This is a genomic window from Cyanobium sp. ULC065 (assembly GCF_977927515.1).
Genome location: NZ_OZ376393.1, coordinates 2988360 through 3006679 on the forward strand (window position 1 = coordinate 2988360; position 18320 = coordinate 3006679).

Annotated in this window: 21 protein-coding genes, 1 tRNA gene and 1 pseudogene; 20 read left to right on the forward strand and 3 right to left on the reverse strand. The window is 65.4% G+C overall.

Features of this window, described 5'->3' with window-relative positions:
• Window positions 1–40 precede the first annotated feature (40 nt).
• The 8 genes from metK to ACXMDP_RS14960 all read left to right on the forward strand — a co-directional run bounded on the left by metK (window position 41) and on the right by ACXMDP_RS14960 (window position 6110).
• Entirely contained in the window at window positions 41–1315 is a 1275-nt protein-coding gene (gene metK / locus ACXMDP_RS14925) for a methionine adenosyltransferase (RefSeq protein ID WP_094514088.1), read from the forward strand.
• A 15-nt stretch (window positions 1316–1330) separates the two neighbouring features.
• Window positions 1331–2617: an FGGY-family carbohydrate kinase gene (locus ACXMDP_RS14930; RefSeq protein ID WP_259730069.1), complete on the forward strand. Its 1287-nt coding sequence runs from the start codon at window positions 1331–1333 to the stop codon at window positions 2615–2617.
• Window positions 2618–2824: 207 nt separating this feature from the next.
• The gene (locus ACXMDP_RS14935; RefSeq protein WP_259730068.1) at window positions 2825–3100 is read left to right on the forward strand and encodes a DUF2470 domain-containing protein; all 276 of its coding nucleotides are present in this window, start codon (window positions 2825–2827) and stop codon (window positions 3098–3100) included.
• A 175-nt stretch (window positions 3101–3275) separates the two neighbouring features.
• Window positions 3276–3884: a ComF family protein gene (locus ACXMDP_RS14940; RefSeq protein ID WP_457766976.1), complete on the forward strand. Its 609-nt coding sequence runs from the start codon at window positions 3276–3278 to the stop codon at window positions 3882–3884.
• A 50-nt stretch (window positions 3885–3934) separates the two neighbouring features.
• Window positions 3935–4007 (forward strand) — tRNA-Phe (locus ACXMDP_RS14945).
• Window positions 4008–4182: 175 nt separating this feature from the next.
• Complete coding sequence (locus tag ACXMDP_RS14950; protein WP_259730066.1) at window positions 4183–4422, forward strand: hypothetical protein; 240 nt, start codon at window positions 4183–4185, stop codon at window positions 4420–4422.
• Window positions 4423–4528: 106 nt separating this feature from the next.
• Window positions 4529–5125, forward strand: coding sequence for a chromophore lyase CpcT/CpeT (locus tag ACXMDP_RS14955; protein ID WP_259730065.1), 597 nt, complete (start codon window positions 4529–4531; stop codon window positions 5123–5125).
• A gap of 166 nt (window positions 5126–5291) precedes the next feature.
• Entirely contained in the window at window positions 5292–6110 is an 819-nt protein-coding gene (locus ACXMDP_RS14960; RefSeq protein WP_255101504.1) for a phycobilisome rod-core linker polypeptide, read from the forward strand.
• An 82-nt stretch (window positions 6111–6192) separates the two neighbouring features.
• Here the strand turns inward: ACXMDP_RS14960 and ACXMDP_RS14965 are convergent, their stop codons facing one another.
• Window positions 6193–6780 (reverse strand): hypothetical protein, encoded by a 588-nt coding sequence (locus tag ACXMDP_RS14965; RefSeq protein WP_259730064.1) that lies wholly within the window; start codon window positions 6778–6780, stop codon window positions 6193–6195.
• A 210-nt stretch (window positions 6781–6990) separates the two neighbouring features.
• Between ACXMDP_RS14965 and ACXMDP_RS14970 the strand changes: the two genes are divergently transcribed.
• The 12 genes and pseudogenes from ACXMDP_RS14970 to ACXMDP_RS15025 form a co-directional block, all read left to right on the forward strand.
• Window positions 6991–7836 (forward strand): phycobilisome linker polypeptide, encoded by an 846-nt coding sequence (locus ACXMDP_RS14970; protein WP_094514107.1) that lies wholly within the window; start codon window positions 6991–6993, stop codon window positions 7834–7836.
• 31 nt (window positions 7837–7867) lie between these two features.
• Complete coding sequence (locus ACXMDP_RS14975; RefSeq protein ID WP_094514109.1) at window positions 7868–8086, forward strand: phycobilisome linker polypeptide; 219 nt, start codon at window positions 7868–7870, stop codon at window positions 8084–8086.
• A 412-nt stretch (window positions 8087–8498) separates the two neighbouring features.
• Window positions 8499–8666: a hypothetical protein gene (locus ACXMDP_RS14980; protein WP_259730063.1), complete on the forward strand. Its 168-nt coding sequence runs from the start codon at window positions 8499–8501 to the stop codon at window positions 8664–8666.
• A 105-nt stretch (window positions 8667–8771) separates the two neighbouring features.
• The gene (locus tag ACXMDP_RS14985; RefSeq protein WP_457766977.1) at window positions 8772–9023 is read left to right on the forward strand and encodes a DDE-type integrase/transposase/recombinase; all 252 of its coding nucleotides are present in this window, start codon (window positions 8772–8774) and stop codon (window positions 9021–9023) included.
• A 786-nt stretch (window positions 9024–9809) separates the two neighbouring features.
• Entirely contained in the window at window positions 9810–10328 is a 519-nt protein-coding gene (locus ACXMDP_RS14990) for a phycocyanin subunit beta (protein ID WP_094514122.1), read from the forward strand.
• 79 nt (window positions 10329–10407) lie between these two features.
• Complete coding sequence (gene cpcA, locus ACXMDP_RS14995) at window positions 10408–10899, forward strand: phycocyanin subunit alpha (RefSeq protein ID WP_094514115.1); 492 nt, start codon at window positions 10408–10410, stop codon at window positions 10897–10899.
• Between the two features lie 107 nt (window positions 10900–11006).
• Window positions 11007–11858: a phycobilisome linker polypeptide gene (locus ACXMDP_RS15000; RefSeq protein ID WP_259728780.1), complete on the forward strand. Its 852-nt coding sequence runs from the start codon at window positions 11007–11009 to the stop codon at window positions 11856–11858.
• Window positions 11859–12726: 868 nt separating this feature from the next.
• Window positions 12727–13245 (forward strand): phycocyanin subunit beta, encoded by a 519-nt coding sequence (locus ACXMDP_RS15005; RefSeq protein WP_094514122.1) that lies wholly within the window; start codon window positions 12727–12729, stop codon window positions 13243–13245.
• A 79-nt stretch (window positions 13246–13324) separates the two neighbouring features.
• Window positions 13325–13816 (forward strand): phycocyanin subunit alpha, encoded by a 492-nt coding sequence (gene cpcA / locus ACXMDP_RS15010; protein WP_094514115.1) that lies wholly within the window; start codon window positions 13325–13327, stop codon window positions 13814–13816.
• 212 nt (window positions 13817–14028) lie between these two features.
• Window positions 14029–14889 (forward strand): HEAT repeat domain-containing protein, encoded by an 861-nt coding sequence (locus tag ACXMDP_RS15015; RefSeq protein WP_259730055.1) that lies wholly within the window; start codon window positions 14029–14031, stop codon window positions 14887–14889.
• 2 nt (window positions 14890–14891) lie between these two features.
• A complete protein-coding gene (locus ACXMDP_RS15020) occupies window positions 14892–15530 on the forward strand; it encodes a HEAT repeat domain-containing protein (RefSeq protein WP_094514128.1) in 639 nt (212 codons plus the stop codon).
• Window positions 15531–15535: 5 nt separating this feature from the next.
• Window positions 15536–15997 (forward strand): annotated as a pseudogene (locus ACXMDP_RS15025) (low molecular weight protein-tyrosine-phosphatase); the annotation flags it as partial.
• Window positions 15998–16092: 95 nt separating this feature from the next.
• Here the strand turns inward: ACXMDP_RS15025 and ACXMDP_RS15030 are convergent.
• Window positions 16093–17640 (reverse strand): bifunctional pantoate--beta-alanine ligase/(d)CMP kinase, encoded by a 1548-nt coding sequence (locus ACXMDP_RS15030; protein ID WP_457767237.1) that lies wholly within the window; start codon window positions 17638–17640, stop codon window positions 16093–16095.
• Window positions 17641–17751: 111 nt separating this feature from the next.
• The gene (locus tag ACXMDP_RS15035) at window positions 17752–18303 is read right to left on the reverse strand and encodes a septal ring lytic transglycosylase RlpA family protein (RefSeq protein ID WP_094514131.1); all 552 of its coding nucleotides are present in this window, start codon (window positions 18301–18303) and stop codon (window positions 17752–17754) included.
• Window positions 18304–18320 lie beyond the last annotated feature (17 nt).

Here is an 18320-nt window from a genome sequence, read left to right on the forward strand (position 1 = left end):
AGGGAATAGGCTCACCCCTCTAGATCCCTTTTCCACCGGCATGGCGCGATACGTCTTCACGTCCGAATCGGTCACCGAAGGGCATCCCGACAAGATCTGCGACCAGATCAGCGACGCGGTGCTCGATGCCCTGCTCAGCTCCGACCCCACCAGCCGTGTGGCCTGTGAAACGGTTGTCAACACCGGGCTCTGCCTGGTGACGGGGGAGGTCACCACCAACGCGAAGGTGGATTTCACCAGCCTGGTGCGAGGGGTGATCGAACGGATCGGCTACAGCGGAGCGCGGGCCGGCGGCTTCGACGCCCACAGCTGCGCCGTTCTGATCGCTCTCGATCAGCAATCTCCCGACATCGCCCAGGGAGTCAATGAAGCCGATGACCACGATGGCGACCCGCTTGATCTGGTGGGTGCCGGCGACCAGGGAATCATGTTCGGCTTCGCCTGCGATGAAACGCCGGAGCTGATGCCGCTGCCGATCAGCCTGGCGCATCGCCTCTCCAGGCGCCTCGCCATGGTGCGCCACGAGGGGACGCTTCCTTACCTGCTTCCCGATGGCAAGACCCAGGTGAGTGTGGTGTACGAGCATGGCCGCCCCGTGGCCATCGACACCCTGCTGATCTCGACCCAGCACCTGGCGGAGATCACCTTTGCCGATGGCGCGGTGGTGAGCGATGAAACCACCCTGCGCGAGAGGATCGCCGACGACCTGTGGACGCACGTGGTGGAGCCGGCCACTGCCGATCTCTACATCCGCCCGTCCCGCAGCAGCACCCGCTTCCTGGTCAACCCCACCGGGAAATTCGTGGTGGGCGGGCCGCAGGGGGATGCCGGACTCACCGGCCGCAAGATCATCGTGGATACATATGGCGGCTCTGCCCGCCATGGCGGCGGTGCCTTCTCCGGCAAGGACCCCACCAAGGTGGACCGCTCCGCGGCCTATGCCGCCCGCTTCGTGGCCAAAAGCCTCGTGGCGGCAGGGCTTGCCCGCCGCGTGGAAGTGCAGCTGAGCTACGCGATCGGTGTGGCCCGCCCTGTGAGCATCCTGGTGGAGAGCTTCGGCTCAGGCCTGCTCGGCGATGAGGCACTCACCGCCCTGGTGCAGGAGCATTTCGACCTGCGGCCCGGGGCGATCATCGACGTCTTCGGGTTGCGCACCCTTCCCCAGGAGCGCGGTGGTCGCTTCTATCAGGACGTGGCGGCCTACGGCCACTTCGGCCGCAGCGACCTCAACCTCCCCTGGGAGAACGTTGACGCCATGGCGGCCAAGCTGAGGCAGGCCACGGCCGATCGCATTCCAGCCGGAAGCGCCGCCTGACTGGAGGCCTCCGCCATGTCCGGGGCGGGACCGCAAGCCCCGTTCTGCCTGGGGATTGACCTGGGCACGAGCGGCCTGCGCCTTGCCCTCGTCGATGCGGCAGGACTGCCGGTGGCTGAAGGCGAGCGGGCCTTGCCCTACCCACAGCCGTTTGAACAGCCCAGCGGTTGGCGCTCCGGACTGATGGCCCTGGTTCAATCCCTGCCGGCAGACTGGCGGCAGCAGGTGGCGGCCCTCAGTGTGGATGGCACCTCCGGCACCCTGCTGGCCTGCCGCCCCAATGGTGAACCACTGGGGGAGGCGCTGTCCTATGCACTGGCCTGCCCAGAGCACGCCGCCAGCCTGGTCGCACTGGTGCAGCCCGGATCATCGGCTCGCAGCAGCTCCGGCAGCCTGGCGAGGGCGTTGCGGCTTCTGGAGGTCCACGCGCTTCAGGAACCAGCCCTTCTGCTCCGCCATCAGGCCGACTGGGTGATGGGCTGGCTGCTGGGGAACTGGCGCTGGGGGGAGGAAGGCAACAATCTCAAGCTCGGCTGGCAGCTGGAACCAGGCCTCTGGGCGGGCGCCATCGGCGAGCAGCACTGGTCGGGCGCGCTGCCGGAGATCGTGGCCAGTGGCACCGCTCTGGGCCCGTTGCATGCCCCAGCGGCCGCCGCACTGGGTCTGCCTCCTGGCTGCCTGGTGATCGCAGGCACCACCGACGCCAACGCGGCCGTGCTGGCGGCGGCACCACGGGATCACGAAGGGGTTGCCGTGCTGGGGAGCACGTTGGTGCTGAAGCAGTTCGTGGCGCACCCGATCCAGGCGGCCGGGGTGAGCTGCCATCGCGTGGCTGGGCGCTGGCTGGTGGGAGGAGCCTCGAATGCGGGCGGCGTGGTGCTGAGGCGCTTCTTCACCGATCAGCAATTGCGGCAGCTGAGCCGTCAGATCGACATACGCCGCCCCAGCGGGCTGGATCTGCTGCCGCTGCCATCGGCGGGAGAGCGTTTCCCGGTTGACGATCCCACTCTGGAGCCGGTGCTGGAGCCACGGCCGGTCAGCGATGTGCGGTACCTGCAGGCCATGCTGGAGGGCCTCAGCCGTATCGAGGCACAGGGCTGGCGGAAACTTCAGGAGCTCGGCGCGCCGGCCGTGCAGCAGGTGGTGACGCTGGGGGGTGGGGCCCGCAACCCCCAGTGGTGTCAGCTGCGTGAGCAGCTGTTGGGAGTCCCGGTGCGCTGCCGACCGGGTGTGAGCTGCGCTTTCGGCTCAGCCTTGCTGGCCCAGCGAGGCTGGCGGCAATGGCTGGCTGGCCGAGGATGATGGCCATGGAACCGTCTGCCTGCCTGCGATGAACGAACGACTGCGCACCGTCATCTCCATGGGGCTGTTCGTTGTTCTGGCGGGCTATGTGGCCTTCAGCGGCGTGCGGCTGGGGCTGCTCCTCTGGCAACGCTTCGGGGCCGGCTAGAGGCGCAGGGGCGAGCAGGCCAGCCAGAATCGCGCTTCGCCCCACTCCTTTGCGCGTCGATGTCCGCCGATCCCCTCACCCCAGCCGTCAGCGCACGCATCTGCGCCCACATGAACAACGACCACGCCGAGGCCGTACTGGCCTACGCCCGCCACTACGGCGGAGTGGCAGACGCCCAGGCGGCCCACATGCTTCAGGTGCTGCCGGAAGCCATGGAACTCGACGTGGATGGCGCCACCATCTCCGTACCCTTCGATCACCCGCTCACGGACAGTGAGGACGCTCACCGGACCCTCGTCGCCATGCTGCGGGCCATGCCCTCACAGCCGGGCTGAGCGGCGTCTCAGCCGCAGGGATCACAATGGCGCCGGTTGGGAAGGCTGAGGAGACACGGCAGGTGGGAGTCCTGCCACTCCCCGCCACCCCCGCCCACACGCCATGTTCCGGTCGTTTTTGAGCGGCTGCTGTGAGCTGCTCACCATCTCGGTCTGCCCACGCTGCCGCCAACCGTTGCCCAGCCGAGAGCAGGCCAGGCTTTTGTGCCTGCCGTGTCAGGAGCACCTGGAGTTCACCGGTATCGGGCTGCAGGGAACCGAGCCGCTGCCCTGGTGGAGCCTGGGCGCCTATGACGGCGCCTTCCGCCGCGAGCTGCTAGGACTGCGCAAGCGCCCTGATCCGGCCATGATTTCCGCCCTGGCGCGCAGCCTGGGCGCCACCCTGCCGGACGCACTCTGCCGTGACGCGCTGCTGGTGGCAGTGCCGAGCTGGAAGCGCCGGGCGAATCCCCTGCCGCAACAGATCTGCGCCGGACTCCCCCTGCCGGAGGCCGCGCTGCTGCGCCGCCGCCACGCCACCTTCGGGCAGCACCACCTCAATCGCCAGCTGAGGGAGCGAAACCAAGCTGGCTCGTTCTGCCTCAGTGCCGAAGGCGAGCGGTTGGCCGAGCAAGGCCTGCGCGCCTGCGGCGACTTGCCGGCCCCCACCTGGAGGAAGCAGCAGGTGCTGCTGGTGGACGACATCCTCACCACCGGCGCGACGGCGCAAGCCGCCGCTTTGGCCCTGGGACAGGGGGGATTCCAGGTGGCGGGGCTGCTCTGTCTGGCCCGCACGCCAGCATGAAGGCGCCACGCGCCGTGATCTAAGATCCGGGAGCGCTGCGGCCGCAGCCTGCCGGGATAGCTCAGTTGGTAGAGCAGGCGACTGAAAATCGCCGTGTCCCCAGTTCAAATCTGGGTCCTGGCATCCACCATTTCTGGCCTACAGCCTTTGCGTGCCGCGATTTTCGGGCACCGTGCGTTGTGTAGTTCTGCCTGGCTTCGTGCTCAGCCGCTGAAACTCCGGGTCGATTCCGGCGTTGGCGGCGGTCACCAGGCCGGGGCTTGCCGAAACTTCCATTGCCCTTCCCGACGCAGCTTTCATGATGCGCACCCCCCCCGAGTGGGACTCGAATCAACTGTTCAACAACGCCGACAGCTTTGGCATGTCGTTTGATCAGGCCTGGCAGGCCTCTCTGGCGGCCGACCCCTCCCCGGACCTGAGCGAGGCGGAGAGGCTGGCGGCCATCCTGGACGCCCTGAGTGACCACCCTTTCGCCATCAACCAGCCGGATCTGGTGGCCCATGTGGCGGCGTTCCGACTGCGGTTGCTGGGCGGCTGAGGCTGGGGCATGCTGCACCGCAACGTTCTTCGGCTTCCACTACAGGCTTCCAGCAAAGGCTCCGGCCAGAAACTGCCAGCGCAGGCTCCGCTCATAGGATCCGCTCATGACCACGACCCTGCGCCGTCTGGTGGAGATGCTGAGCGCCGGCTTCAGCAACCAGCACCAGGCGTTTGAGAACCCACCGATCTACGCCCACATCCTGGTGGCCTTCCGTCCCGTGCCGCAGCTCGGAGAAGGTGCCTTGCTGCTGGAGCAGTCGTATGCCTTCGCGCCGCGGCAGCCCTACCGGATCCGCATCCTGCGGGCCGAGGCGTCACCGGATGGCTCGGTGCGCATCCATAACCACGCGTTGGTGGAGGAGAAGCGGTTCTGGGGGGCTGTGGAGGAGCCGGAGCGGATGGCGACGATCCAGAACGACGACCTGCGCCTGCTCAAGGGCTGCTCGTACGTGGTTCGCCAGCAGGGAGACGGTTTCGTGGGCGAGGTGGAGCCCGGCTGTGGTTGCCTGGTGGAACGCAAGGGGAGCGTGGCCTACCTGGTGAGCAGCTTTGAGCTCGATCCCTGCGGGATGCGCACGATCGACCGCGGCCACGATCCGGAAACCCACCAGCAGCTGTGGGGATCAGTGGCTGGCCCCTTCGAGTTTCAGCGAACCCACGATTACAGCGCAGAGATCCCAGCCGATTGGTTCGCCGCCTGAGGCATGACCGGGGCGGGCGGCACAGCCTGCCCCACCAACTTCAAGACTTCTTCATGAAGAGAATGTCATGAACTCTTATTTTGTAAAGGAGTATGTGTGGATGCTTTTCATTCACCAAGATCGCGACGAGAGCCTCTAGCTTCTACCACCAGCACAACACTTTCGCATGCCTCTGCCCCTGCTCGAATACAGCCAGATCGCGCAAAATGCCCGCGTCAAAAGCTATTCCGTCGGCAGTGAGGAGGATCCCCGCCGCTCCCCCGAAGGTCTGCGCCGCAGCCCTCAGGACATGGACGCTTTGATCGAGCGCTCCTACCGCCAGATCTTCTTCCACGCCTTCAAAGTCGACCGCGACGCCGCCCTGGAATCGCAGTTTCGCAACGGCCAGATCACAACACGACTCTTCATTCGCGGTCTTCTGCTATCGCCGCGATTCCGTGAAGGCTTCTATCGCTGCAACAGCAATTACGCGATGGTGGATCAGATCGTCGGCCGCGTTCTCGGCCGCAAAGTGAATGGGGATGGGGAACGGCTCGCTCTCTCGATTCTGATTGCGCAGCGCGGGCTTGAAGGCTGTGTCGATGCCCTGCTGGAGTCGAATGAGTATCTCGATCGTTTCGGCGAGATGGACGTTCCCCAGCAATTGGGACGTGTGCTGCCTGGCAACCCCGGCGGTGAGCTGCCGTTCAACCAGCAAGCCCCCCGTTACACCGCTTACTGGAGGGACGCCCAGTCCAAACGAGCGCCTGCAGGGCCCTTCCGCGGCACCCGCTCCTGGGGCAGCACCCCCCACATGGTGATGGGCACCGACGTGATGGCTCCCGGCCCGGTTCCCGTTCAGGTGTCGCCCACCTGGAAGAACGGCCAACCACCACGCCTTGCGATGAATCTCTGGCTGCTGGCCGGCGGCCTCGGCGCCCTCGAACTGGTGAGGGTGCTGCTCACAACGGCTGGCGCCATGCTGAGCACCGGTTCCGGGGGCTGAGTCCCAAGCGTGAGCAAGGGCTTGGGCGCCCATGGCCCAGGCCCATCGTTCATCTTCAGATGGCTTGCCCAGGCAGCCCGCTTCAGGCCGTCAGTTCATCCATGAAGGGTTGTTCCTCGTCCTCGGGAAACACATCGTCGGCTTCGATGGGACGTTCAGGGCGCTCCAAGGCTGCCGGCATGGAACGCGCCTTCGCCAGCGACGGCTCCTGAGCATGGAGCCCGAACACCTTGGCCCCGCTCATGGCGCCAGCAGCCTCAGCAGCGGCCAGATTGTCCCTGTCGCCAGGCTCGGGCGGCGATGCTTCGAGCAACGACTCTTCCAACGGGGGCCCTTCGACCTGGGTGCGGCGCCTGGGCTGGGCATGCAGCACCTGCAAACGCGGCGGCGCGGCATTGGCTTCAGCAACTCCCCCCGGTGTCCCCTCCAGGAGCGACTCCAGAGAGGCAAGCCGTTGGCCGGTGGCTTCCAGCACATCCACCAGAGCGGCGGCGCTGCCGGCTTGCACCGAAGCCTGCTCTTCCAGGCACCGCTTCTGCTCATCCCAGCGGCCCATGCGCTCTTCCAGCTCCAGCAGACGGAGGGTGAGCGTTTCGCAGATCACACTGAGCGACTGGAGCTGAAGGCTCATGCGATGGGACCAGGAATCCGCCGTAGGCAGGGACGTCATGGCTTCACACAACAGACCAAGGCATGGCCGGATGGTATCGGCGTTGGCAGATGGCGCCAGATCTCTGCTTTGTAACGATTCTGGAACCAGGCGCTGGAGGTTGTAGTCCCCCCATAGGATCCCGCTAATGCCAGACCCGTCCGCGAGTGCCGCGCCGTGTACGGCACCCTCCCGACAGGCCCTGTCTCCCCACCCCCGGCTCGCACGCCCATGACACTCGTCAACGCTGCCTATCTGGGCATTGACCGTTTTTCGACCTCGCAAAACAAGGAAAACTGGCTGAACGCCACCGAATCCGACAAGGCCACATTGATTCGGGCTGTTTACCAGCAGGTTCTCGGCTTCCAATACGTCCTCAAGAGCGATCGCCTTGAGGGTCCTGAATCCCTGTTCCGTCGCGGCTATCTGAGTGTGCGCGAGCTGGTTCGCCAGATCGCCAAGAGCAGCCTCTACCGCAAGCGCTTCTTCGAAAGCACCAACCCCTACCGGTTCATCGAACTCAACTTCAAGCATCTTCTCGGGCGCGCTCCCCAGAACAAGGCTGAAATGCTTGAGCACTTCACCATCCTGCAGGAGCAGGGCTTCGACGCCGAAATCGATTCCTACATCGACAGCGCCGAGTACCAGGAGCGTTTCGGAGAAGATCAGGTCCCTTATCTCCACGGCTGGAATTACTCCGCCGGGCAGCAGGGCCTTCAGTTCTCCTACCTCCTCCAGCTCACCCGCGGCGTGGCCGCTTCCGTGAAAGGTGATCTGGCCAAGAACCAATCCCGTCTCAACCCCTCCATTCACAAGGAAGCCCCCATTCCGGTGGTGAGCCCGAATGCCTGCGGTTCGGCTTTCCGCAAGGTGGAAGACGATGGCGTCACCCGCATGGGCGTGGGTGCTGGCCAGCAAGGCCGCACCTATCGCGTTGAGATCACTGGTTTCAACAACTACAAACTGCACAAGCGCAGCAACCGTGTGCGCTTCATTCCGTTCGACAAACTGCTGGAGTACCAGCAGCAGATTCACCGCCAGGGTGGCAAGGTTGCCAGCCTCACACCAGTGAACTGATCTTTTTCTCCATCCCCTCGCCATCCCAGCCATGAAGGTCTCCGCAGGCACCCGCGGCAGCAGCTTCAGCAGCAACCGCCAAGTCACCATCAGCGTCACCGGCATCGTCAACAACGACTATGTGCGCAGTTCTGATTGCGTCATGCAGGTTCCCTACACCCGCATGAACGACACGCTTCGGCTCGTGAACCGCCTTGGCGGCAAGGTCACCAACGTCTCCGTCAGCGGCGGCGATATCGCAGCGGATTGATTCCAGCGGGGACAACCCACACCGCCTAGCGCCTGAAGCCTGGGGCCCTTCCTGGGCCTCTTCTCATCAAACCTCCTCCTTGGGAGGTTTTTTTATGGCAGCAATGACCTGGATTTGAACGGGGCGGCGTGAACCCCGGAAGCCAGTACAGGGTGAAGGAGAGTCTTCAGCCAGCCCGACTTGAGCCGGGGACTCGACCATGAAACACACCAGGCCTTCACCCGAGCAGATCCTCCGCACGCTCTAGCCGAAGGCTTTTCCGAAGGAGTGGAAGCTTCTGGCTGAGGCAGAGCTGGAGAAGGCAATGCTCAAAGACCTTGCCGAGAGCAACTTCTGAGCCCGGAACTCCGGCGCAGGGCCGTCGTGGTCCTTGCAGGAGCGATACCGGGCATCTGAACGCCTCGTCTGTCGGGTGGCTGGCCAGCACAGCAGCACGCAGCGCCATGGCGGCAAGGTCATCGATCTGGAGGAGAGCAAGCTCCGGCGGCGCCCCCTAAGGATCGCGGCCGAACACATCCGCTGGAACAGCCGCATGGCCTATCGCCTTCTGCGTGAGGGCTGGATGGTGAATCACAAGTGAGTGCAACGGCTGTGGCGGGAGAAAGGCCTGCAGCGCCCCACTCCTCGCAAGCAGAAGCGTGCACGACCCGCCGAAGGCTCCGTGCGGCCTCACCAGGTGTGGGCCATGGACGTCCAGTTCGATGCCACCGCTGATGGAAGGCGGCTCAAGTTCCTGAATGTGATCGACGAGGACAGCCGCCTGTGCCAGGCGATCCGTCTGGGACGGCGTTGCAAGGCCAGAGATGTGGTGGCGGTGCTGGAGAAGCTCATCAGGCTCTACCCAGCTCCGGCCTTCATCCGCAGTGACAACGGGCCGGAGTTCATTGCTCATGCCCTCAGACGCTGGAGCGAGAGCAGCGGTACGGGAACGGCCTAGATCGAGCCAGGATCGCCTTGGCAGAACGGCTTGCCGAGTCGTTGAACGGACGGTTCCGCGATGCGTTCCTGAATACGGAACTGTTCTCGACACCAACCGAGGCCCAGTTGCCATCAGACCAATAGCAGAGGGACCACAACACCCATGAGCTCCGCTTGACTTCGTCTACAGGCCGCACTCAGCCCTCCAGGGTCATGCGCCCCTGGGAGCAGCTCAACTGGGAGCTGCAGCATGACCACAACCAACAACTCTCCTTCGGCCTGGACCGATCAAGGGGGTGACTTCAGGGGTGCGGTCGGGCAGCGCGGAGCTGAGCTGGCCAGAGTCAATCCGAACCAAGCTGAACTGGACGCACTTGACCAGCACGGAAGTGGACTGGACGCGTTGATCCCCTCAACGTTGAACTTGCAGCGCTCGAGCAGGATTCCCACAACTCGTGGGCATCAAAGTGATCCCACACATGGGATTTTCACCAGGTTTCTGTTCCCTCAGATACATTCACTGGGGCCTGCCACCTCAGCCTGGGCACAGAAAGCCTGGCTGCACCACGCAAAAGCCTTGCCCCGCAATGGATATCAGCAGGCAATGACCATTTGTTAAGCATCGCTCACAAGATTAGGCGTTGGGCCAAAAATACGTAGGCCAAGTCGGGGGTCCGCTGGCACCGGTCAAACAACGGTGTTCAGCGCAAGACACACCTTTCTGGCTCGCGTGAACGCCTTTGGCGCTCTCGCTTTGCACACCCACCCTCCCGACCCCACCCGTCGAGAACAGGAGCTCATTTACATGTTCGACGCCTTCACCAAGGTCGTTGCTCAGGCTGATGCCCGCGGCGAATTCCTCAGCAGCGCCCAGATCGACGCCCTGGCGTCGGTTGTCGCTGACAGCAACAAGCGCATGGATGCTGTCAACCGCATCACCTCCAACGCCTCCAGCCTCGTCACCAACGCTGCTCGCGATCTCTTCGATCAACAGCCTGCTCTGATCGCCCCCGGTGGCAACGCCTACACCCATCGCCGCATGGCTGCCTGCCTGCGCGACATGGAGATCATCCTCCGCTACGTCACCTACGCCGTCTTCACCGGCGACGCTTCCGTCCTGGAAGATCGTTGCCTCAACGGCCTTCGCGAAACCTATCTCGCCCTCGGCGTCCCCGGCGCTTCGGTGGCTGAAGGAGTCCGCAAGATGAAGGACGCCGCCATCGCTCTCGTCAACGATCGCAACGGCATCACCCCCGGTGATTGCTCCGCTCTCGTTTCCGAAATCGGCACCTACTTCGATCGCGCCGCCTCTGCTGTCGGCTGATCGGCTGCACCTGGATCGGCTGGTCTCATCCCGCTGATCCAACCCTTTCTTCGGTTCCCACCTTCTTCTCCTTCACCCAATGTCGAAGACTCCCCTCACCGAGGCCGTTGCTGCCGCCGACTCCCAGGGTCGTTTCCTGAGCAACACCGAGCTCAACGCCGCCTTCGGTCGCTTCGAGCGCGCCAAGAACGCCCTCGAAGCTGCTCGCCAGCTCACCGCCAACGCTGACGCTCTCGTCAACGGCGCTGCTCAGGCCGTCTACAACAAGTACCCCTACACCACCCAGCAGCAGGGTTCCAACTTCGCCTCCACCCCCCGGGGCAAAGAGAAGTGTGCCCGTGACATCGGTTACTACCTCCGTCACATCACCTATTCCCTCGTTGCTGGTGGCACCGGCCCCCTCGATGAGTACCTCATCGCTGGTCTCGATGAAATCAACCGTGCCTTCGAGCTCTCCCCCTCCTGGTACGTTGAAGCCCTGAACTACATCAAGGCCAACCACGGCGTCTCCGGCGACCCCGGTGTCATCGCCAACAACTACATCGACTACGCCATCAACGCCCTCGTCTGATCCCTCGCGGATTCAGCGATGCAACCGAGGATTCTCTCCTCGCTTGCCATCGGCGCAACGGAGGCCTCACGGCCTCCTTTTTTTTACCCTCTTCCAGCCCGGCACCCATGACACTCGTCAACGCCGCCTATCTCGGCATTGAGCGCTTCGCCAACGATCGCGGTAACGAAAATTGGAGCAACGGCTCCGATCAGGACAAAGGGAAACTGATCCGCGCCGTTTACCGGCAGGTTTTCGGTTACCAATACCTGATGGAGAGCGAGCGGCTTGAAGGGGCAGAGTCCCTCTTCAAGAACGGCTACCTCAGCATCCGCGAGTTGGTGCGGATGATGGCGAAAAGTGGCCTGTACAGGGCAAAGTTCTTCGAGAACTGCAACCCCTACCACTTCATTGAACTGAATCACAAGCATCTGCTCGGCCGCGCCCCTCACAGCAAGGCGGAGATGCTGCATCACTTCACGATCCTCCAGGAGCACGGCTACGACGCCGAAATCGACTCCTACATCGACAGCGATGAGTATCAGGCGCGGTTCGGGGAAGAAACCGTTCCCTACCTGCATGGCTGGGATTATTCCGCAGGCCATGCCGGTCGTCAGTTCTCGTGGCTGATGCAGCTCACCCGCGGAGCGGCTGCTTCGGTGAAGGGTGACACTGCCGGCACCAACTTCCGTCTCGGCAAGGCCCTCCACCAGGACCGTGCACTGCCCGTGGTGAGCCCGAACGCCGCCGGTGCAGGCTTCCAGCCCACCAAGGTCGCCAACGAGTCGATCACCAAGATGGCCAAGGGGATCGGCCAGCAGGCGAAGATGTATCGTGTGGAAGTCACCGGGTTCAACAACTACCGGCTGCACAAGCGCAGCAACACGGTGCGCTTTGTTCCCTTCAACAAAATGCTGGAGTACCAGCAGATGATTCACCGTCAAGGTGGCCGCGTGGCCAGCGTCACACCGGTGAACTGACCCAACGTCCCCAGAATCCATGGGCATCAGGCCCGGCGGTGACCCCGCCGGGCTTTTTTTTGGCTTTGTGACCGTGCAGCGCCATCACCGCCCCTGCCCTGCACTTGGTTGTCAAGAGAGAAGCGGCAGGAGAACGGGGCTGTCGTCAGAAGCAGCAAGCACCAGCCAAGGCTGGCGGGTCAGCCTGTCGGCCAGAGCAGGGCGATTTGAGCGGCGCGCCTCAGCCGAGCAGCCGCCGACCTGATCGTGGGCCGCAGGGCACCAATTCAGTGACACCGGCCCAGCGGGGTTTGGCCAGTGGCGTTGGGCGGCCAGGCAGCTCACTCAGAGACGGAGCGTCTTCACCAGCGGCGGAGCGACTTGGCCCACTGAGCAGCGATTCGTCCGGCAGCGGGGCGACATGGCCAGCCGTCTATGGATCTGGGTGCTGGCGTGGTGACCGCGCCGCCCGGGCACCAGCGGACATCGACGCGGACCTTGCCGGACCGGGGCAACCGCCCTGTGGAGGCAAGACACACAGGCTTGACCACTCAAGGCCTTGGGGCCGACTTCAAGAGAAGGCCGGCCGACCAGGAGCAATGGCTGACCGCTGGGGGAACGGCCACTGGCGGACCCGGGCCAGCGAGGCGGAATCCGGAACGATGCCTGCAGCCTCAGGGCTTGCCAACGGGGAGGGGCGTCGCCATCGTTGTAGCGTGGAGGCACAGACAAGGGGGTCTAACCCCAGTGCGCAAGGGGCTAGGTGACCCTTTGTGAACTTCCCACGGAACGGGTGCGTTCGTCCGCAGAATAGCGCAGTCGATCGGAAGAATCCGATCGCTGTCAACCCCATCCCGACCCCGATCGTCGAGAACAGGAGCTCATTTACATGTTCGACGCCTTCACCAAGGTCGTTGCTCAGGCTGATGCCCGCGGCGAATTCCTCAGCAGCGCCCAGATCGACGCCCTGGCGTCGGTTGTCGCTGACAGCAACAAGCGCATGGATGCTGTCAACCGCATCACCTCCAACGCCTCCAGCCTCGTCACCAACGCTGCTCGCGATCTCTTCGATCAACAGCCTGCTCTGATCGCCCCCGGTGGCAACGCCTACACCCATCGCCGCATGGCTGCCTGCCTGCGCGATATGGAGATCATCCTCCGCTACGTCACCTACGCCGTCTTCACCGGCGACGCTTCCGTCCTGGAAGATCGTTGCCTCAACGGCCTTCGCGAAACCTATCTCGCCCTCGGCGTCCCCGGCGCTTCGGTGGCTGAAGGAGTCCGCAAGATGAAGGACGCCGCCATCGCTCTCGTCAACGATCGCAACGGCATCACCCCCGGTGATTGCTCCGCTCTCGTTTCCGAAATCGGCACCTACTTCGATCGCGCCGCCTCTGCTGTCGGCTGATCGGCTGCACCTGGATCGGCTGGTCTCATCCCGCTGATCCAACCCTTTCTTCGGTTCCCACCTTCTTCTCCTTCACCCAATGTCGAAGACTCCCCTCACCGAGGCCGTTGCTGCCGCCGACTCCCAGGGTCGTTTCCTGAGCAACACCGAGCTCAACGCCGCCTTCGGTCGCTTCGAGCGCGCCAAGAACGCCCTTGAAGCTGCTCGCCAGCTCACCGCCAACGCTGACGCTCTCGTCAACGGCGCTGCTCAGGCCGTCTACAACAAGTACCCCTACACCACCCAGCAGCAGGGTTCCAACTTCGCCTCCACCCCCCGGGGCAAAGAGAAGTGTGCCCGTGACATCGGTTACTACCTCCGTCACATCACCTATTCCCTCGTTGCTGGTGGCACCGGCCCCCTCGATGAGTACCTCATCGCTGGTCTCGATGAAATCAACCGTGCCTTCGAGCTCTCCCCCTCCTGGTACGTTGAAGCCCTGAACTACATCAAGGCCAACCACGGCGTCTCCGGCGACCCCGGTGTCATCGCCAACAACTACATCGACTACGCCATCAACGCCCTCGTCTGAATCCCTCGCGGATTCAACGATGCAACCGAGGATTCTCTCCTCGCTTGCCATCGGCGCAACGGAGGCCTCACGGCCTCCTTTTTCATGCGCCTGCCTGAATCTGCCTGGCTGACGCCGGCAGGCTCAGGCAGGGCCACCGGACACCGGTCCGGTTGTTCTTCCGGCAAAGGCAGGCCACCCGCCTGCCTTTGCGAACCCGACACACAGCGGCCATGGATGTCGCCGGATCCACCATCGACACACCCCTCTCAGACCCTGCCGCCACAGGCGGTGGCGCACCGATTTCGGAAGCGGAGGCCCTGCGGCGGCTCCGCCAGAGCGAAGACCAGTCGTTGCAGTATTACGCCGCCTGGTGGCTGGGTCGCATGCGCAGCCGCCACCCCGACGCCGTGCCCCTGTTGTGCGTGGCCCTGAGGCAGCGCCAGCCCCGCCAGCTGGACGCCGGGGTGGAGCACAATGCCGTCGCCCGCAACGCCGCCCGCGCCCTGGGCAAGCTCGGCTCTGCCGACGCCGTCACCGACCTGATCGAAGCGCTCGACGATGAGGACGACGGGCTGCGCGAAGCCGCAGCCCGGGCCCTCGGTGAGCTGGGAGCCACCGCCGCGGTGGAGACTCTCTGCCGACGGCTCGCCAGCGGTCCCGCCGTGGCCGGGGCCGTGCAGCCGGCCAGCAGTCGGCTGCAGGAACCCTGCGAAGCGCTGCTGGAAGCCCTTGGGTCGCTTGGGCAGGCCACGCCCACCGTGCTGGCGGTGATCGAGCCGTTCGTGGCGCATGAGCGGCCGTTGATCCGCAGCGCCGCCTGCCGCGCCCTGCTGCAGCTCACTGGCGACCATCGCTGGGGCGAGCAGCTGGTGGAACTGCTTGATCATCCCCAACTCCAGGTGCGGCGCGCCGCCTTGATGGATCTGGGAGCTGCCGGCTGGCGGCCTGCGCTGGAGCCGATTCGCCGCACCCTGGCCGAAAACAGCCTCAAGCTGATCGCTTTGCGCGGGCTGGCGGAAAACCTGCAGCCGCCCGCCGTGTCCGATCCCGCCACCACCGCTGTGCTGGCAGTGATGGACGACCTGCTCTGACCATGTCATCTGCTGATCCGAGCGTTCTGATTCGCAACCTCAAGGAGGCCGACAGCCCCGTCGGGCTGCTGCAGGCCACCCGCGCCCTGGCGACGGCCTGCCATCCAGAGGCTGCTGTCCATCTGGTGGAAGTGCTGGGCTTCAACAATCCCGGGGCAGCGGTGGCGGCGGTGGAGGGATTGGTCGCCCTCGGCACCGCTGCCGTGGAGCCCCTGCTGACCAACATCGACGGCTACAACTACGGCGCCAGGGCCTGGGCCGTGCGCGCCCTCTCCGGCATCGGTGATCCCCGCGGCCTGGCGGTGCTGGAGGAGGCCCTTGCTGAAGACATCGGGCCGAGCGTGCGGCGCGCGGCGGCCCGCGGGCTCGGCCAGCTGCGGTTGGAGAGCCTGCCGCAGGAGGAGCGCAGCGCCATCTGGCAGCGCTGTCTCACGGGGCTGCTGGCTGGAGCGGCCGATCCGGAATGGGTGGTGCGCTATGCCGTCGTGGTGAGCCTGGAGCAACTGCTGCCCCATCCTCTTGCGGCTGAACAGCGCGTGCGCGGGCTGGCGCAGCTGGAGGGACTGGCCGCGCCGGCTTCGGAAGACACCTTGGTGGTGCGTCTGCGCGCCAGGCTGGCGCTCGACAATCTGTCTGGCTGATGGCGATGGCTCCCACCCGTGTCCTGTTTGTCTGCCTCGGCAACATCTGCCGCTCCCCGGCGGCAGAAGGGGTGTTCCTCAGCCAACTGGAGCAGGCCGGGCTCTCGCACGCCTTTGCTGTGGATTCCGCCGGCACGGGCGGTTGGCATGTGGGCCATCCCGCCGATGCGCGCATGCGCGCCGCTGCCGAGCGGCGCGGCATCCTGCTCACCAGCCGGGCCCGCCAGCTCGAACGGGGCGATCTGGACCGGTTCGACCACATCCTCACGATGGATGAGGACAACCTGGCCGCCGTGCGTGCCCTGGCCGGCGACGGGAACCACAGAGCCACGGTCACCCCACTCACCACCTACTGCCGCCGCCACAGCGCCAGCCACGTGCCCGATCCCTATTACGGCGGGAGTCAGGGATTCGAGCAGGTGCTCGACCTTCTGGATGACGCCTGCGCCGGACTGTTGGCACACCTCGACGCCAGTGGCGGCGAGGGTGGCTCTGCCAGTGGAGGCGCCGCCGCCGGTGGACACGACCCAGGCGATGGAGCTGGAAACGGAGCCAGCGCGGCTTAGGCCGGATCCGGCCATGCCTCTTCCGGCACCCGCTCGCGAAACAGTTCGGTCAGCCGTTCGATCACCGCTTCGATCGCCATACCATCGGTGATCACCTCCACCGCATCCTCGGCCTGGAGCAGGGGCGCAACAGCCCGGGTCGAATCGAGCCGGTCGCGTTCGGCGATCTGCGCCTCCAGCTCCGCGCCTGCTGGTACAGCGAAGCCCCGCTCCGCCAGATCGAGCGCCCGGCGACGCGCCCGCTCCGCCACGGTGGCCGTGAGGAACACCTTCAGCTCGGCGTCCGGGAATACAGCTGTGCCGATGTCGCGGCCTTCGGCCACCAGGCCGCCGCGCTCCCCCATGCCCTGCTGCTGACGAGTGAGCGCCTCACGCACACAGGCATGGGCCGCCACCACGGACACCTGAGCGGTGACATCCGGACTGCGGATCGCCGTGGTGATATCGGTGCCGTTGATGGTGACGCACGGTTCGCCGCCGGGGCCGTTGTCGAGGCGAAGCTCCAGGGCCTCGAGCAGGGGAGCCACAGCCGCGGCATCGGCAGGATCGGCCCCCTGGCGCTGCACCCACCAGGTGACGGCGCGGTACATGGCGCCGGTGTCGAGATAGATCAGCCCCAGCCGCCGGGCGAAGGCGCGGGTCACTGTGCTCTTGCCGGCGCCAGCGGGGCCGTCGATGGCGACGATCGGGAGACGGGTCATCAGAACGGTGTGATCGATCAGGCGGCTGGGCCCGCAACGGACGGCCACGGCGAGCAGAGCCATGGCGCGGAGCTGGGTCACCGGCGCCAGGGTCTGGGGGACCACCAGCTCGGCGTACTCCACCGCAAGGGCGGCAGCCTCGAGACCTTGGCACACCGCCTGCTGCACCACGGCGGCGCTGCGTTCGCCTGCGGCCACCAGAGCCCGGCCGACTTCCAGCGCCCGGGGCAGGCCCGCAGCCTGCAGGCGTTGGGAAGGGGAGAGATAACGGTTGCGGGAGCTGCCGGCCACGCCATCGGCTTCACGCCAGGTGGGACAGCCGCGGACCTGCAGCGGCAGCCCGAGATCGGCCACCACCCGACGCAGCACCACCAGCTGTTGCCAGTCTTTTTCGCCGAGCCAGAGCTGCTCAGGGCGGATGAGACCCAGCAAACGGCAGACCACCGTGGCCACCCCTTCGAAGTGGCCCGGGCGGTGCCGGGCGCAGAGGCCGGCAAGCAAGGCCGGCGGCGGGCACACGCGGGTGAGGCCTGCGTCACCACCGGGGAAGAGCTCTTCGGCCGTGGGCACGAACAACGCCGTTGCTCCGGCCGCCTCAGCCAAAGCACGATCGGCCTCCAATGTGCGGGGGTACGACTGGAAGTCCTCGCCCGGGCCGAACTGGAGCGGGTTGACGAACAGGCTCACCAGCACGCGTGGCTGGTGGCGGCGGCCATCCGGCGCGGTCACCGGCTGGCCGGCCCGCCCGATCAGGCAGAGATGGCCGGGGTGAAGCGCCCCCATGGTGGGCACGAAGTGGAGGGGCACGTTCCGGGTGGAGGGGGTGCCGCACCAATGCTGCAGCTCCCGGCGAGTTCTCAGCAGGCGCACCGGCTCCACAAGCGAAAGGCCCCAACCGAGGGATTCTCGGATGGGGCCTATGCACCCCTCTGAAGGGGTGTTGAAGAGGAAGACCTACCGCAGGACTTCCAGGCGGACCGGGGCGAGGCCGCTGGCCACGAGGCCCAGGTGCTGGGCGGCTCCGTGGGCGAGGTCAATGACGCGGCCGCCGGTGAAGGGGCCACGGTCATTGATGCGCACCACGGCCGTGCGGCCGTTGTTGAGGTTGGTGACCCGCACCTTGGTGCCGAAGGGGAGGGTGCGATGGGCGGCCGTCATGGTGCCGGGGCGGAACACCTCGCCGTTGGCGGTGCGATTGCCGAAGAAGCCGGGGCCGTACCAGCTGGCTTTGCCGCTGCTCACGTTGACGACGCGCGGGGCGCGGGGAGCTGGGGCGACAGGGGCGGGAACAACCGGGCGCACTTCGGGTTCGGGAGCGACTTCGCTCTGCACTTCCCGGATGGCCACGTCAGTGCTGGTTTCGAGCTGGACCGTGGGCTGGCTCACCTGGGCCGAAGCCAGCAGGGGGGACTTGTGGGAAAGGGTCGAATCAGCCAGAGCCGGTACGGCGAGGCTGCTGCCGGAGAGCAGAAAGGCGATGGCGCCAAGGGAAAAGGAAGGTTGCATAACGCTCGGAACGCCCC